At 62.9% G+C, this 15,529-nt stretch carries 17 protein-coding genes; 14 read left to right on the forward strand and 3 right to left on the reverse strand.

Features of this window, described 5'->3' with window-relative positions; genetic code table 11:
- Positions 1 to 42 precede the first annotated feature (42 nt).
- From AC0L3O_RS21025 to AC0L3O_RS21065, 9 genes are all read left to right on the forward strand, one after another.
- Positions 43 to 1,155 carry a pyridoxal phosphate-dependent aminotransferase gene (locus AC0L3O_RS21025; RefSeq protein WP_473477320.1) on the forward strand — a complete coding sequence of 371 codons (1,113 nt, stop codon included), beginning with the start codon at positions 43 to 45 and terminating at the stop codon, positions 1,153 to 1,155.
- Positions 1,156 to 1,374: 219 nt separating this feature from the next.
- Entirely contained in the window at positions 1,375 to 2,031 is a 657-nt protein-coding gene (locus tag AC0L3O_RS21030; RefSeq protein WP_473616503.1) for a TetR/AcrR family transcriptional regulator, read from the forward strand.
- Between the two features lie 57 nt (positions 2,032 to 2,088).
- The gene (locus tag AC0L3O_RS21035; protein WP_473616504.1) at positions 2,089 to 3,252 is read left to right on the forward strand and encodes an isovaleryl-CoA dehydrogenase; all 1,164 of its coding nucleotides are present in this window, start codon (positions 2,089 to 2,091) and stop codon (positions 3,250 to 3,252) included.
- An 84-nt stretch (positions 3,253 to 3,336) separates the two neighbouring features.
- Positions 3,337 to 3,729 carry an AbrB/MazE/SpoVT family DNA-binding domain-containing protein gene (locus AC0L3O_RS21040; protein ID WP_287173896.1) on the forward strand — a complete coding sequence of 131 codons (393 nt, stop codon included), beginning with the start codon at positions 3,337 to 3,339 and terminating at the stop codon, positions 3,727 to 3,729.
- Positions 3,726 to 4,109, forward strand: coding sequence for a type II toxin-antitoxin system VapC family toxin (locus tag AC0L3O_RS21045; RefSeq protein WP_128168076.1), 384 nt, complete (start codon positions 3,726 to 3,728; stop codon positions 4,107 to 4,109). The genes AC0L3O_RS21040 and AC0L3O_RS21045 overlap by 4 nt, the downstream gene beginning before the upstream one ends.
- A 5-nt stretch (positions 4,110 to 4,114) precedes the next feature.
- Positions 4,115 to 5,722 (forward strand): carboxyl transferase domain-containing protein, encoded by a 1,608-nt coding sequence (locus AC0L3O_RS21050; protein ID WP_473616505.1) that lies wholly within the window; start codon positions 4,115 to 4,117, stop codon positions 5,720 to 5,722.
- A 3-nt stretch (positions 5,723 to 5,725) separates the two neighbouring features.
- Complete coding sequence (locus AC0L3O_RS21055) at positions 5,726 to 6,286, forward strand: O-acetyl-ADP-ribose deacetylase (protein ID WP_287341839.1); 561 nt, start codon at positions 5,726 to 5,728, stop codon at positions 6,284 to 6,286.
- Between the two features lie 89 nt (positions 6,287 to 6,375).
- Positions 6,376 to 6,753, forward strand: a complete 378-nt coding sequence (locus AC0L3O_RS21060) for a hypothetical protein (protein ID WP_023800789.1) — start codon at positions 6,376 to 6,378, stop codon at positions 6,751 to 6,753.
- Between the two features lie 115 nt (positions 6,754 to 6,868).
- Complete coding sequence (locus tag AC0L3O_RS21065; protein WP_473616507.1) at positions 6,869 to 8,827, forward strand: acetyl/propionyl/methylcrotonyl-CoA carboxylase subunit alpha; 1,959 nt, start codon at positions 6,869 to 6,871, stop codon at positions 8,825 to 8,827.
- 116 nt (positions 8,828 to 8,943) lie between these two features.
- Here AC0L3O_RS21065 and AC0L3O_RS21070 read toward each other — a convergent pair whose 3' ends face one another.
- Together AC0L3O_RS21070 and AC0L3O_RS21075 are read right to left on the reverse strand one after the other, a co-directional pair.
- Positions 8,944 to 10,062: an ABC transporter substrate-binding protein gene (locus tag AC0L3O_RS21070; RefSeq protein WP_473616508.1), complete on the reverse strand. Its 1,119-nt coding sequence runs from the start codon at positions 10,060 to 10,062 to the stop codon at positions 8,944 to 8,946.
- A 447-nt stretch (positions 10,063 to 10,509) separates the two neighbouring features.
- Positions 10,510 to 10,776, reverse strand: coding sequence for an SEL1-like repeat protein (locus AC0L3O_RS21075; RefSeq protein WP_027152750.1), 267 nt, complete (start codon positions 10,774 to 10,776; stop codon positions 10,510 to 10,512).
- 462 nt (positions 10,777 to 11,238) lie between these two features.
- Between AC0L3O_RS21075 and AC0L3O_RS21080 the strand changes: the two genes are divergently transcribed.
- The 5 genes from AC0L3O_RS21080 (at position 11,239) to AC0L3O_RS21100 (ending at position 14,910) form a co-directional block, all read left to right on the forward strand.
- Positions 11,239 to 11,583 (forward strand): DUF2147 domain-containing protein, encoded by a 345-nt coding sequence (locus AC0L3O_RS21080; RefSeq protein ID WP_128172685.1) that lies wholly within the window; start codon positions 11,239 to 11,241, stop codon positions 11,581 to 11,583.
- 204 nt (positions 11,584 to 11,787) lie between these two features.
- Positions 11,788 to 11,940, forward strand: coding sequence for a hypothetical protein (locus AC0L3O_RS21085; RefSeq protein WP_287173901.1), 153 nt, complete (start codon positions 11,788 to 11,790; stop codon positions 11,938 to 11,940).
- A 36-nt stretch (positions 11,941 to 11,976) separates the two neighbouring features.
- The gene (locus AC0L3O_RS21090) at positions 11,977 to 12,171 is read left to right on the forward strand and encodes a hypothetical protein (RefSeq protein ID WP_128172684.1); all 195 of its coding nucleotides are present in this window, start codon (positions 11,977 to 11,979) and stop codon (positions 12,169 to 12,171) included.
- 126 nt (positions 12,172 to 12,297) lie between these two features.
- Positions 12,298 to 13,758: an AMP nucleosidase gene (locus AC0L3O_RS21095; RefSeq protein ID WP_245277730.1), complete on the forward strand. Its 1,461-nt coding sequence runs from the start codon at positions 12,298 to 12,300 to the stop codon at positions 13,756 to 13,758.
- A gap of 123 nt (positions 13,759 to 13,881) precedes the next feature.
- A complete protein-coding gene (locus tag AC0L3O_RS21100; RefSeq protein WP_245277731.1) occupies positions 13,882 to 14,910 on the forward strand; it encodes an endonuclease/exonuclease/phosphatase family protein in 1,029 nt (342 codons plus the stop codon).
- A gap of 1 nt (position 14,911) precedes the next feature.
- On the opposite strand, the gene AC0L3O_RS21105 is transcribed toward AC0L3O_RS21100, so the two are convergent.
- The gene (locus tag AC0L3O_RS21105) at positions 14,912 to 15,517 is read right to left on the reverse strand and encodes a DUF922 domain-containing protein (RefSeq protein WP_128172683.1); all 606 of its coding nucleotides are present in this window, start codon (positions 15,515 to 15,517) and stop codon (positions 14,912 to 14,914) included.
- Positions 15,518 to 15,529: the final 12 nt, after the last annotated feature.

Below are 15,529 nucleotides of genomic sequence, written 5' to 3' on the forward strand. Positions count from 1 at the left end.
TGCCGCGCTAGCAAGAAGGCACTTTTCGAGCGAGCTTTTGCCATGCGCCAGCGCCCTCCCCTCACGCCGATCGTCAGCGCGCTTCCTTCGACGGTGCCGTTTGTCGGCCCGGAGGCGCAGGAGCGGGATCGCGGCCGCGCCTTTCGCGCCCGCATCGGCGCCAATGAGAGCAGTTTTGGCCCCTCGCCGCGCGTCATCGCCCGCATGGCCGGCATCGCCCGCGACATGTGGATGTATTGTGATCCAGACAATCACGATTTGAAGCTGGCTGTTGCCGCGCATCTTGGCGTTGGCGTCGAAAACGTGGTGGTCGGCGAAGGCATAGACGGGTTGCTCAGCCTGGTGGCGCGCATGTATGTGGCGCCGGGCGACGCGGTGGTCACCTCGCTCGGCGCCTATCCGACCTTCAATTTCCATATTGCCGGCGTCGGCGGCCGGCTGGTCGCGGTCCCCTACGAGAACGACCGGGAAAGCCTCGACGGCCTGTTGGCTGCGGTCACCAGGGACAAAGCGCCGCTGCTCTACCTGTCCAACCCGGACAATCCGATGGGCAGCTGGTGGGAGGCGGCGGAGCTCATCCGCTTCATCGAAGCCCTGCCGGAGACCACCATGCTGGTGCTCGACGAGGCCTATGGCGAATTGGGCCCTGCCTCGGCGCTGCCGCCGATCGACGTGTCACGGCCGAACGTCATCCGCATGCGCACCTTCTCGAAAGCCTACGGGCTGGCCGGCATACGCTGCGGCTATGCGGTGGCCGACGCCCAGGTGATCCGCGATTTCGAGAAAATCCGCAACCACTACGGCGTCAGCCGCATGGCGCAGATCGCCGGCGTCGAGGCGCTGGCCGACCAGGACTATCTGCAAAGCGTGGTGACGCGGGTCGCTGCCGGCCGCCGGCGCATCGCTGAAATAGCCGAAGCGAACGGGCTGAAGCCGCTGCCCTCGGCGACCAATTTCGTCACCATGGACTGCGGCGGCGACGGCGCCTTCGCGCTGAAGGTGCTGCAGGCGCTTTTGTCGCGCGATGTGTTCATCCGCAAGCCGATGGTGCCGGTGCTCGACCGTTGTATCAGGGTCAGCGTCGGCCTCGACCACGAGCTCGACATTTTTGCCGAGGAATTGCCGGGTGCGCTGGCGGCGGCACGGGGAAGCTGAGAGGCGCTCTTCCTTCTCCCTTGTGGGAGAAGGTGGATCGGCGTGTAGCGCCGAGACGGATGAGGGGTGTTGGACGGAGTGCCCACGGTGCCAAGCTGGAACACCCCTCATCCGACCTCGCTTCGCGAGGCCACCTTCTCCCACAAGGGGAGAAGAAGGAGTCGCACTCTTGAATTAATTGAACGTTCGTTTTATTCTTATCCTCTCAACGAGGCTCGCATGGCGCGCACGACGGGTTCCGACGGCGAAAAGACCGAAGCAGCGGTCCGCGAGGCGGCAGTCAGCCTGATCGCGCGTCTCGGCTATGAGGCAATGTCGATGCGCCAGCTGGCCGCCGAGGTCGGCGTCCAGGCGGCGGCGCTCTACCGTTATTTTCCGACCAAGCAAGACCTGTTGTTCACGCTGATGCGCGAGCACATGCAAGGGCTGATCGAGGCGTGGGACTCGGCGCGCCCGGCCGCGGCCGATCCGGCGACCCGGCTCGCCGCCTATGTCGAAAACCACATCGCCTTCCACATCGAACGCCGCCATTCCACCCATGTCTCGAACATGGAATTGCGCAGCCTGTCGCATGACCGCCTGACGCAGATCCTGCGTATGCGCACCGCCTATGAGAAGGAGCTGCGCGTCATTTTGCGCGACGGCGCGGAAGCCGGCGTCTTCAGCGTCGAAGACACAGGGCTGACGGCCATGGCGCTGATCCAGATGATGACCGGCGTCATCGTCTGGTTCCGGCCGGGCGAGCGGCTATCGATCTCGGAGGTGACCGCCACATATCTTTCAATGACGATGCGCCTGGTTGGAGCAAAGGCCCATGGCGCGACAACGCGCCTGCAGCGCCACAGCCGGCGCGCAAAGGACGCTGTGGCACTTTGATTTTGCGCCCTTCCCGAAATTGAATTCGATTTCGGGCCGTGCGCCGGGAGGAACGGCATGTACACGCACACACTCAACTTCGGGCTTGACGAAGACATCGAGGCGCTGCGCGACCTGGTGCGGCGCTTCGCCCAGGACAAGATCGCCCCGATCGCCGCCGAGATCGACCGCTCAAATGAATTTCCGTCGCATCTGTGGGCCGAACTCGGTGGGCTCGGCCTGCTCGGCATCACCGCCGATCCGGAATTCGGCGGCACCGGCATGGGATATCTCGCCCATGTCGTGGCGATGGAGGAGATTTCGCGCGCCTCGGCCTCGGTCGGCCTTTCCTACGGCGCCCATTCCAACCTCTGCGTCAACCAGATCAATCGCTGGGCAACGCCGGCGCAGAAGGAAAAATATCTGCCTGCGCTGTGCAGCGGCGAAAAGGTCGGCGCGTTGGCAATGTCGGAATCCGGCGCCGGCTCCGACGTCGTGTCGCTCAAACTGCGCGCGGAAAAGCGCAATGATTGCTATGTGCTGAACGGCACCAAGATGTGGATCACCAACGGCCCGGACGCCGAGACGCTGGTAGTCTACGCCAAGACCGATCCAGAACTCCAGTCGCGCGGCATCACCGCCTTCATCGTCGAAAAGGATTTCGTCGGATTTTCCGTCGCGCAAAAGCTCGACAAACTCGGCATGCGCGGCTCCAACACCGGCGAGCTGGTTTTTTCGGATGTCGAAGTGCCGTTCGACAACGTGCTGCATGAGGAAGGGCGCGGCGTCGAGGTGCTGATGTCGGGTCTCGACTACGAGCGCACGGTGCTCGCCGGCGGCCCGCTCGGGCTGATGGCGGCGTGCCTCGATGTGGCGGTCCCCTATGTGCACGAACGCAAGCAGTTCGGTCAGCCGATCGGCGAGTTCCAGCTGGTGCAGGGCAAGCTCGCTGACATGTATACGACGATGAACGCCGCGCGCGCCTATGTCTATGCCGTCGCCGCTGCCTGCGACCGCGGCCAGACGAGCCGCAAGGACGCCGCCGCTTGCGTGCTGTTCGCTGCCGAGAAGGCGACGCAGATGGCGCTCGACGCCATCCAGCTGCTGGGCGGCAATGGCTACATCAACGACTATCCGACCGGCCGGCTCTTGCGCGACGCCAAACTCTACGAGATCGGCGCCGGCACCAGCGAGATCCGCCGCTGGCTGATCGGGCGGGAAATCATGGCGGAAAGAGTCTGATGGCGCTATCTCCTGAATTTGCCATGCTGGACAATTTGCCCCATATTTCTCCTGACATGTCATATTTCCGGACCGAGGCAGAACATGGCGAACGGAACCGAAAAGGCGGGGGTTGACGAGAATCCGCCGACACAATTCGAGGCAGGTGCTCCAAAAACTCCGCTCCGGTTGCCAGCGAAACGCGAGCGCGTAAGACTTGGCGAGGGCGGACGCTTCGTTATCCCGGCTGCGATGCGCGAGGAAATGGGCGTGAAGCCTGGTGAAGACTTGATCCTTCACGTCGAGAACGGCGAGTTGCGGGTAAGGTCGTGGCTTCGGAATCTGCGGCGCGTCCAGGCCGAATTGTCAGCGTTGAAAAAGCCCGGCGAAAGTGTCGTCGACGAATTTCTGAAGGAGCGGCGCGAAGAACAGCGTCGAAGCGATAGACGTTTGGACCGGCTTCATGCTGAAGGAACGGCGAGGAAGGGAGCGAAGTGAAAGCTTACGTCATGGACAGCTCGGCGGCGCTTGCGATCCTGCTTGACGAGAAAGGCACCGATGTTGCCTTGGGTTTCGCGCCGGATGCGCAATTCAGCTCCGTCAATGCGGCCGAAATTATCGCCAAGCTGATCGACAAGGGACGCAGCATGGAAGAGGCCGCTGACGACCTCGCCAGTCTCGGCATGCCGGTCGCTGCTTTCGACGAGATGATGGGCATCGCCGCCGGTCAGCTTCGCGAGCTGACGCGGCATCGCGGCTTGTCGCTGGGCGATCGGGCCTGCCTGGCCCTGGCAATTCGCGAGAACGCCATAGCCGTCACCGCCGACCGCGGCTGGGGCGACCTGGATATCGGCTGCAAGATCGAACTGATCCGGTAACGCCAATGGCCCCCCTCACCTCGCAGATCTCGCCAGCCTCCGACACCTTCCGCGCCAATGCCGAGCGCATGCGGGCGCTGGTCGCCGACATTGCGCAAAAGGCGGCAACCGTCGAGCGTGGCGGCTCGGAGGAAGCGCGTGAGCGCCACCATCGCCGCGGCAAGCTTTTGCCGCGCGAGCGCCTCGCCCAATTGCTCGACACCGGCTCGCCATTCCTCGAGATCGGCCAGTTCGCCGCGTGGTCGATGTATGGTGAGGACATCGCAGCGGCCGGCATCATTACCGGCATCGGCCGCGTCGAAGGCACCGAAGTGATGGTCGTCGTCAACGACGCCACGGTGAAGGGCGGCACCTATTATCCGCTGACGGTGAAGAAGCATCTGCGCGCCCAGGAGATCGCGGCGCAGAACAGATTGCCTTGCGTCTATCTGGTCGACAGCGGTGGCGCCAACCTGCCCAACCAGGACGAGGTGTTTCCCGACCGCGACCATTTCGGCCGCATCTTCTACAACCAGGCCAACATGTCGGCTTCAGGCATTCCGCAGATCGCCTGCGTCATGGGTTCGTGCACGGCGGGCGGCGCCTATGTGCCGGCGATGTCGGACGAGACGATCATGGTGCGCAACCAGGCGACCATCTTCCTCGGCGGTCCGCCGCTGGTGAAGGCCGCTACCGGCGAGGACGTCAGCGCGGAGGAATTGGGCGGCGCCGAGGTCCACACGCGGCTTTCCGGCGTGGCCGATCATTTTGCGCTGGACGACGAGCATGCGCTGGCGATCGCGCGCCGCATCGTCAAGAACCTCAATCGAAAGAAGCAGATCGGGCTGGCGCTACGCGATCCGATTGCGCCGCTTCATGCAGCCGAAGAACTCTACGGCATCGTGCCGACCGATCTGCGCCAGCCCTATGACGTGCGTGAAGTGATCGCCCGCATCGTCGACGGCTCCGAATTCGACGAGTTCAAGCAGAATTATGGCACCACGCTGGTCACCGGCTTTGCCCATCTCAACGGCATGCCGGTCGGCATCATCGCCAACAACGGCGTGCTGTTTTCCGAAAGTGCGCTGAAGGGCGCGCATTTCATCGAGTTGTGCTGCCAGCGCAAGATTCCGCTGATCTTCCTGCAGAACATCACCGGCTTCATGGTCGGGCGAAAATACGAGGCCGGCGGCATCGCCAAGGACGGCGCCAAGCTGGTGATGGCGGTCGCCACGGCCCGCGTGCCGAAGGTCACCATGATCATCGGCGGCTCGTTCGGCGCCGGCAATTACGGCATGTGCGGACGCGCCTATTCGCCACGCTTCCTGTGGATGTGGCCGAATGCCCGCATTTCGGTGATGGGCGGCGAGCAGGCGGCCACCGTGCTGGCCGTGGTCAAGCGCGAGGGGATCGAACGCAAGGGCGGGGAATGGAGCGCGGAGGAGGAGGCAAAATTCAAGAAGCCGATCCTGATGAAATACGAGCATGAAGGCCACCCGCTGTATTCCTCCGCCCGGCTCTGGGACGACGGCATCATCGATCCGGCCAAGACGCGCGAGGTGCTGGCGCTCAGCCTGTCCGCAGCGCTGAACGCCGGGATCGAGGAGACAAGCTTCGGCGTGTTCAGGATGTGACCGATGAGCGAGATCGAGGCAAGGATTCGCGTTCATGTCGGCGACATCACCAGGTTGGCGGTCGACGCCATCGTCAACGCCGCCAACACCTCACTTCTGGGTGGCGGGGGCGTCGACGGCGCCATCCACCGTGCGGCCGGCCCCGAACTTCTGGCCGAATGCCAATCCCTCAATGGCTGCAAGGTCGGCGACGCAAAACTCACCAAGGGCTACAGGCTGCCGGCACGCTATGTCATCCACACGGTCGGGCCGGTCTGGCAAGGCGGCGGCAAGGGCGAAGCCGAGTTGTTGGCCTCCTGCTACCGCCGGTCGCTCGAACTCGCCGCCGGCAAGGATTGCAGGACGGTGGCATTTCCGGCGATCTCGACCGGTGTATACCGGTATCCAAAGGACCAGGCGACGCAGATCGCCGTTGGCACGGTGAGCGCCTTTGTCAGCCACAATGCGGTTCCTGAAACCGTCATCTTCTGCTGCTTCGACCAACAGACGGCGGACCTATACCAACAGGCGTTGCTGCGCAATGGCGGGAGCGCGACCGGCTCAGGTAAGAAAATCCATTCATAGTTTTCAGACTTATTTTCATTCCCCGATCTGGCCAGACGAAAGAATCGCGGCTATTGCTCATTGCAAATACCAGTGGGGATTGGGCGAAGATGAGACAGCAGCTTTTTCAGAAAACAACTGTATCTGTACTTGCGGGATTGCTTATATTAGCAGCGCCCGGCATTGGAGCGGCGGAATCGCTGGCGGGAAGCAAGGGCGACAGACGTTTCGCCGTCCATTTTCCGGCAGGTTCGACTGGAGATTGCCCGAAGGCCTACAAGGCCTATGTCGCGGCGAGCGGCCATTCGGCCTATGCGACGACGTTCCAATCGCGCGTGACCGACCTCTACATCATCTGCGGCTCCAAACTCAACGCACCCTCGCAACAGGCCGCGGAAGAGAGTGCGTTGCGCAATTGCCAGGCCGGCTTGACGAGATGGAAGGTCAAGACCGCGGCCGGCGGCTGCGGGATCGCTGCCTCCAAGTAGGCAGGCTGGCTTACCGATCCTTTGACAATGGCCGGACTGCAAAGCAGGGTGTTGCCACAGCCCGCGTGAAGGAGCATTCGCGCCGTTGGCGGCAAGCTCTGGCTTTGGAGGTCCCATGTTCGCCAAAATCCTGATCGCCAACCGCGGCGAGATCGCTTGCCGGGTGATCCGCACCGCGCGCAGGATGGGCGTGCGCACGGTCGCCGTCTATTCCGAGGCCGACGCCGGCGCCTTGCATGTCGAGATGGCCGACGAAGCGGTGCATATCGGACCCTCGCCGGTCGGCGAAAGTTATCTGCGCGGCGACAAGATCGTCGCGGCGGCTTTGGCCACCGGCGCCGAAGCCATCCATCCCGGCTACGGTTTTCTGTCGGAAAACCCTGATTTCGTCGATCAGGTGACAGCGGCCGGGCTCGTCTTCATCGGCCCGTCGGCCGCCTCGATCCGCGCCATGGGGCTGAAGGACGCGGCCAAGCGGCTGATGGAGAAGGCCGGCGTGCCGGTTGTGCCGGGCTATCACGGCGAGGCGCAGGAGATCGTGCTGCTCGCCTCCAAGGCACGCGAGATCGGCTATCCCGTGCTGATCAAGGCGCGCGCCGGCGGCGGCGGCAAGGGCATGCGGCGCGTCGAACATCCCGACGACTTTTCCGAGGCGCTGTCGGGTGCGCGGCGCGAGGCCAAGGCCGCGTTCGGCGACGACCGCGTGCTGGTCGAGAAATATGTCGACAAGCCGCGCCACATCGAGGTTCAGGTTTTCGGCGACATCTTCGGCAATGTCGTGCATCTCTACGAGCGCGACTGCTCGGCGCAGCGGCGCCATCAGAAGGTGATCGAGGAAGCCCCCGCCCCCGGGATGACGCCGGCATTGCGCAAGGCAATGACGGAGGCGGCGGTGAAGGCCGCCAAGGCGATCGACTATTCCGGCGCCGGCACGATCGAGTTCATCGTCGACGCCTCGCAAGGGCTGAAGGCCGACCGCTTCTGGTTCATGGAAATGAACACTCGCCTGCAAGTCGAGCATCCCGTCACCGAAATGGTCACCGGCACCGATCTGGTCGAATGGCAGTTGCGGGTGGCGTCCGGCGAAAAGCTGCCGAAGACGCAGAGCGAGATTGCGCTCTCCGGTCACGCCTTCGAGGCGCGCATCTATGCCGAGGACGCGGCAAAGGGCTTTTTGCCGGCGACGGGCACGCTGCATCACCTGAAATTTCCGGATACAGTGCCGGAGGGCGCCAGCATGCGGATCGAGACCGGCGTGCGGACCGGCGATGCCATCTCGCCGTTCTACGACCCGATGATCGCCAAGCTCGTCGTCCACGGCAAGAACAGGCAGGCGGCGCTCGAGGCACTGGGCATTTCCCTTTCGCAAACCGAGATTGCCGGCTCGACCGTCAACACCGCCTTTCTCGCGGCTCTCGCCGCTGACGCGGATTTTTCGGCAGGTGACGTCGACACCGGGCTGATCGGCAGGCATCAGCAAGCGCTGACCGCAGTGCCGCCGCCGAGCAGCGAGATCGTCGCTGCAGCCGCACTTGCGGCGTCCGGCGCCGGGGCTCAGGCGCCGACCCGCGACCCGTGGTCGTCGCTTGCCGGCTATGCGCATTTCCACGCGATGGCGCGGCGCACGCGGCTTCGCTACGGCGAGGACGATATCCTGGCGCTTGTATCGATGCGGCCGGACGGGCGCTTCCAGGTGGCACTGGACGCACCTTATGACAGCGCGCTTGATCTTCGCGCTGCCCCTCGCCTCGCCCGCTGGCCAGGCCATGTCACTGTCTTTTCAGGCGCCGTCGGCTACAGCTTCGCGGTGCCGGACCCGTTGGCAAGGGCCGACGAAATCGCCGCCGGTGCCGACAGCCTGCGCGCGCCGATGCCGGGACTGGTCAAGCTGGTGCGCGCGGCAAAAGGCGAAACCGTCATCAAGGGCCAGCCGCTGTTGATCCTGGAAGCGATGAAGATGGAGCACACGATTTCCGCCACGCATGACGGGACGATCGCCGAGATCGCAACAGAGGGCGCGCAGGTCACCGATGGGACGGTGCTGGTGCGTTTTGCCGAGGAAGCCCACGGCTGACGCTGTTCATCCAAGGAGAGGCGACGACGGAAGACGCGCGCCACAAACGCATCACCAAATGAAAATGGCCGGATCTGCCCCGGCCATCTCCGATTGTCGCCAGGCAAAGCCGGCGATCAAGGCTGGATCGGCGCGTATTTGCCGTCGTGCCACTGGTTGATGTCGTAGCTGACGTTCTTGAGGTCGCCCTTTTCATCGAAAGTGACAGGGCCGACGACGGTGCTGATCGGCTGGCCATTCTTCAGCGCTTCGGCAACCTTGGCCGGGTCGTCACTGCCGGCGCGCTTGATACCCTCGGCAAAGGCCTGGATCACGGCATAGGAGAACAGCGTAAAGCCCTCGGGCACGAAGCCGCCCGCCTTGATCTTTTCGATGGCCTGCTTGGCTTCGGGCTTCGCCTGCGGATCCGACGGGAAGACGAACATGGTGCCTTCGCCGGCCGGGCCGGCAACCTGCCAGAATTCCGGCGTGGCAATCGAGTCCGGCATGATCAGCTGGAACTTGAAGTCCTGTTCCGCCGACTGGCGCAGGATGAGGCCGGCCTCTGGGTGGTAGCCGCCGAAATAGACCACATCAGCCTTCAGTTCCTTGAGCTTGGTGACAAGCGCCGAATAGTCCTTTTCGCCGGCGTTGATGCCCTCGTAGAGGATCTCGTTGAGGCCGTTCTGGTTCATCGTCGCCTTGACGGCATCGGCCACGCCCTGCCCATAGGCGCTCTTGTCATGCATGATGACGACCTTCTTGCCGGCGTATTTCTTGGCGATCCATGGACCGATGAAGGCGCCCTGCGCATCATCGCGCGTATAAAGGCGCATGATCGTCGGCCAGCCGGATTTCGCCGCCGCGTCCGTCAGCTCCGGGTTCGACGAAGCCGGACTCATCATCATCGCACCGGCTTCGGCATAGACGGCCGAGGCCGGGATGCTCGAGCCCGAGCAGGCATGGCCATCGATGAACTTGACGCCGTTGGCGACGATGCGGTTTGCGACCGAAACCGCCTGCTTCGGATCGCACTGGTCATCCTGGACATCGAGCTTGATCTGGCGGCCGTCGACGCCGCCGGCGGCGTTGATCGCGTCGGCGGCGGCTTGCGCGCCCTGCTTGAACTGGTCGCCGATGGTGGCAAGCTGTCCGGTCATCGGTCCGACCACCGAAAAGGTGATGTCTTCGGCGAAGGCCGGCGCGCTCATCACCAGGCCGACAATGGCCGCGCTCAAAATACCCAAGTTTTTCATGGCGATACAACTCCTCCACTCGCGCGCGGCCGCTCCGACCGCGCCTCTTCCAGATTAGGTGGGAGAATTTCACCGTTCGCCAAGCCTGTCTTGGCGCATCGGCGGCACTCGATTGGGCCTGCCGCCTTTCTGTTTGGCCATGATCTTCTTCCAAAAACCAGTTTCCACTTTTTGGGACCATGGTCCGAAAACGCGAAAAGCCGCGCCGGCCTTGTTCCGGCCGGTCGCGGCTTTTGTCGATCGAACAATCCCGAACGCTACGCGCGCCCCGAAAACCGCTCGCCTTCCCTGTCCGTCGCGCAGCTGGGCTGTATCCGGCCTGCGGCGTTCTTGTCATTGTTGGTCCGGCCGTCTTGCGCGGCCTTGTTCTTGCCGGTCCGGCCGTCTTCGCGCGGCCTTGAAGCGTCCCTGTCGGTGATCTCAGTACATGATGAGTTCAGGTGAGACTTAGTGCATCGTCATCCATTCGCGGGCTTCGCGCAGCGCCCTGGCGATCTCGACTTTCGACATGGCGGCCGACAATTCCGAGCGCAGTTCCGCGGCGCGCACCGAGCCCTTGATCGCAGCGATGTTGAACCATTTGTGGGCGGCGACGACATCGGTCTCGCAATCGCGGCCGGTCGCATACATCATGCCCAGTTCGAAAAGAATGTCGGCCTGGGCAGTTGCCCCCATGGCGCCGAAGCCGGCTTCAGGCATTTCAAAACGTGCCATTTCAATCCCCTGTTCTAGCCCCTGTCAGGCTCCCGAGAGCTGCCTCGTTCTGTCCCTTGGAAACCCTTGGGCGGCCGCTCTTTCGATGCTTTCGAGAATGAACCGAAGGCTTGAATCCGTCGTTAAACGGCGTGCTTAATTTGAGGAAAACAAAGCTAAAACAAGAGGTAAACGCCGAAATTCATTAACGATGCAAAGCCAGCAATTGCGCCGGTTTGCGCCAATATTGATGAAAATTTGCGAGGCGCAAATCAAGACTCCGCTAACCACGGAAGACAAAGCCAGCATGCCCGGCATTTCATTTCTCGCCGACCAGACCGCTTCAGGCGGCCGGGAAAAATCCCGAAGTCTTCCGCAGCGGCACCGCTTTTGTTTTGCCGGGAGGTGGATTAGCTTACGTTTGCGTAAGAGGCAGACTGGCGGGGCGGAACGTTCGTCCGGATGTCCACAGGGAGGAGAAACATGTTTCGCAAAATCAGCATGGGCCTCGCGGCCACATTGATCATGGCCGGCACCGCTTGGGCCGACCCGATCGAAGGCAACTGGAAAACGCAAGCCGGTTCGACCGCCGCCATCACGGGCGGTGGCGACGCATTTTCCATCACGCTCAAATCCGGCAAGTTTGCCGGCAAGCGTATCGGTTCGTTCAAGGTGTCCGGCGCCAACAAATACACGGGTACGATAACCGACCCGGAGACCGACAAGACCTATTCGGGCAAGGCCTCGGTCTCAGGCGCTTCGCTCAAGATGAGCGGCTGCGTGCTCGGCGGGCTGATCTGCAGGAGCCAGACCTGGCACAAGCTCTGATCGTTTCGACTGCCGCACAATGAACACGGGGCCGCAAAGGCCCCGTTTTTGTTCGCGCCTCTGTGTTTGGGAACACCGATCGATCGCGCAGGCTGCGCCTTCCGCGCCCTAACAGTCCAAATTTGAACCGCAGATGAACACCGGCATCAGAGCCGGTTCAGTTGCATCAGGGCATTGTCATGCGTGTTGAAGGAGAACCACGCCATGTTCGCCCGCCGCTTCGCCATCGTCTGCCTGCTAATGAGCCTGTTCGGCATGGCGTTCGCCATCCTCGTTGCAGAGGCCGGGCGCCCGGCCCGTTCCTGGGACCAGGCCAATTCCTGCCGGTTCGATTGCGTGAACCATTTTCGCCCCTGAACCGACAAAGTCTTCGAGAGGAGAAAAGCAAAAACCATGGACCGCATCGCCGCCAACGCCCGCAAGACCCTTCGGCTAGTGCCGCGGGCGACGCTCATCCTGATGGTTCTTGCCGCGCCGGTTCTGGCCGTGCCGACGATGCGCGCCGATGCCGGCTCGACGATCGAAGCGCCGGCGCTGAAGAAGACCGGCGTCGGCTTTGTGCTGCTGATCAGCCTGCGGCGTGGTTAGGCAATCGGCCTTCATCGAAACTCAAAACAAAAAACGACCCTTCGGCCCCCTCCCAACCGCGTGGCCAAGCCTCTATATTGGGTCATGGAAAAGCGAATCTACCCCCAAGCCATAGACTCAGTCGTGATGCCGGAGCCATTTGGCCGGCAGATCTTCAATGATGCAGCAAAGGCCGTCGCGGCCTTGCAGGCGCTCTACGACCGCAACACCAAATTCCTGCGCGATTCGTTTACGGCGCTCGCCGCAGGCGGCGACAACAACAAGCGCTACCGGGCGTTTTATCCGGAGGTCGGTGTCACCACGACTTCGTTCACCCAGATCGACTCGCGGCAGGCTTACGGCCATATGCCGACGCCTGGGCATTTCTCGACCACCATAACCCAGCCCGCCCTTTTCGAACGCTATCTCATCGAACAGCTTCGCCTGATCATGCGCAATCACGGCGTTCCGGTCACGGTCTCGGAATCGACGACGCCCATCCCGCTGCATTTCGCGTTCCTGGAAGGCTCGCATGTCGACGGCGCGGCAGCCGAGCGCATCAGACGGCCGATCCGTGACCTGTTCGACGTGCCGGATCTCGACGGCACCGACGACCAGATCGCCAACGGCACGTTCGAAGTGGCGCTAGGCGAAGCCAGGCCATTGGCGGCGTTCACGGCGCAACGCATCGACTACTCGTTGCACCGGATGTCGCACTACACGGCGACCAGTCCGCAGCATTTCCAGAATTTCGTGCTGTTCACCAACTACCAGTTCTACATCGACGAATTCGTCGCCCGTGCGCACGATCTTATGGCGAAAGGCGGCGGCGGATATGTCGAATTCGTCGAGCCGGGAAACGTCGTCACCAAGGCTGGACAAAATGCGCCCAGCCATGGCGTGGCGCCGCCGCGCCTGCCGCAGATGCCGGCCTATCATCTGAAGAAGCCGAACCATGGCGGCATCACCATGGTCAATATCGGCGTCGGCCCCTCCAACGCCAAGACGATCACCGACCACATAGCGGTGCTCAGGCCGCATGCCTGGGTGATGCTCGGCCATTGCGCCGGCCTGCGCAACACCCAGGCGCTGGGCGACTATGTGCTGGCGCACGCCTATGTGCGGGAAGACCATGTTCTGGACGACGATCTTCCGGTCTGGGTGCCGATCCCGCCGCTGGCCGAAATCCAGGTGGCGCTGCAGGAGGCGGTCGCCGAAGTCACCGGCCTTTCCGGCTATGACCTCAAGCGTATCATGCGCACCGGCACAGTCGCTACCATCGACAACCGCAACTGGGAGTTGCGCGACCAGCGTGGACCAGTGCAGCGGCTGTCGCAGTCACGGGCGATCGCGCTCGACATGGAGTCGGCGACGATCGCCGCCAATGGCTTCCGCTTCCGCGTACCCTACGGTACGCTGCTTTGCGTCTCCGACAAACCGCTGCATGGCGAATTGAAGCTGCCCGGCATGGCGACCGAGTTCTACAAGCGGCAAGTGGCACAGCATTTGACCATCGGCATCAGGGCGATGGAAAAGCTGGCCGAGATGCCGATGGAACGGTTGCATTCGCGCAAGCTCAGAAGCTTTTCGGAGACGGCGTTCCAGTAGGAACGGCGGCTTTCATCGATCGGAGTATGGTAACAGCGCGGCAGGGCGTTTCACCATCTTGATTGGCTGCATTTCTGCCGATAAGCAAAGTAGATGGCACCCGTTCGAGACATGATGGCTTCGATGGCATTCGTCGCAATGCTCGTCTTCTCGGTCGCGCTGGTGGCCGGGTTTTTCGGAACGCTGCATCCGGCCTTCGATTCCTTCGCTCATTTCCGCGTTCATCTTGCCGTGCTGATGGCGCTTTGCGCGCTGCCGCTGCTGGCGACCTCGTTTCGCCTGCAGGCGGCCACAGGGCTGCTCTTTGCGGTGGCTGCCTTTGCCACCACGTCGAACGCCCTGTCGGTGCCCCGCCTGTGGCCGGTCCAGGCAGCCTACGAAGTCGAGGCCGGCGATCAGGCGGTCTACCCCGGTGATCAGGCGGTCTACCGCCTGCTGCAGATGAACCTGCGGTTCAACAATTCAACGCCTGAAAAAGTCCTGTCGCTGATCGGCCGGACCCAGCCTGATGTGATCACCCTCGACGAGGTGTCCGACATGTGGAAGGCGAAACTTGGCCATGTTGCAAGCGCCTACCCTTACCGGATCTTCTGCCCCTACCCCAATGGCGTATTCGGCGTTGCGCTGCTGTCCAGACGGTCGTTTGCCGCCGGCGCGCAACCGCGCTGCTATGGCCGCGGCGCGATGGCCATCGCGACGGTCGATTTCGGCGGAACCGAAGTCGACGTCGCCGCCATGCACCTCACCTGGCCATGGCCGCGCAACCAGTCACGGCAGATCGGCGGATTGTCGGGGGAGTTCGCCTCGCTTGGCGAGACATCGATCATGGCATGCGACTGCAATGCAGCGCCGTGGAGCGCCGCCGTCCGGCGCGTCGCAGGTCTTGGCAAGCTGACCGTGGCGCCTTCGCCGGGGCCGACCTGGCTCCCTATCAAGCTGCCGGAATTCCTGCGCTTCGCCGGACTGCCGATCGACCTTGTTTTCAGCAAGGGCGCGGTTCTCATCCATTCGGTGTCGAGGCTAGAAAACACCGGCTCCGACCATCTTCCGCTGATGGTGGAGTTCTCGCTCAGGCAGGAACAGAAGAAGCCGGTCGACGAACAAGAAACCGCGACGGCATCGGTGAGACAGAACGGCAGGACCCGAGGCTGAGCTACTGCTTGCGCAACAGCGCCCTGATGAGGTGCTCGACATGGCCGCCGTCGCGATGCTCGCGCGCGTCGAAGGCGTTCTGTTTCGCCTCGTATTCGGCATAGACGGCCTTGATCCGGCGCCTCGCCTCGCGGTGCGTCTTGCTGCAAAACAAGTTGTCGGCGAACTCCAGTCCAGTGATCGATTTCTCGGTCGCCCGCATCATTGTCCTGGCGATGCGGCCATGGTTATGCTCGTGAGCACGAACGCCCGCGAAAAACCGCTTCCAGCGCTTCTGCAGCGCCGGCGTCGCGGCTGAGGCCAAACGCGGCAAGGTGTAGGTGAGATCGAGCGTGCCATTGGCTTGGCGCAGACGGCAGACACCACCCTCCCTTGTGACGTCAAGGTCCCAATCCACGGTATAGGCGGCCAGCGCGATGGCGTGCGTCATGAAGCCGTGCCGCTTCGGACCGTTGCGGTCCATGGCCTCGATCAGGGCGGCGCCCGTGGTTCCAGTGATGTCGTAGGTCCGGGTCTTGACCAGCACCTTCGTGTCAGCCAATGCCGGCGGTGCGAAGCCGCACAAGCCGCCAATCGCCACAAGGCACGTCAGAACCGCCAGGCGCATGGTCATCTCCCG

The sequence above is a fragment of the Mesorhizobium sp. WSM4810 genome (genome assembly GCF_055811235.1).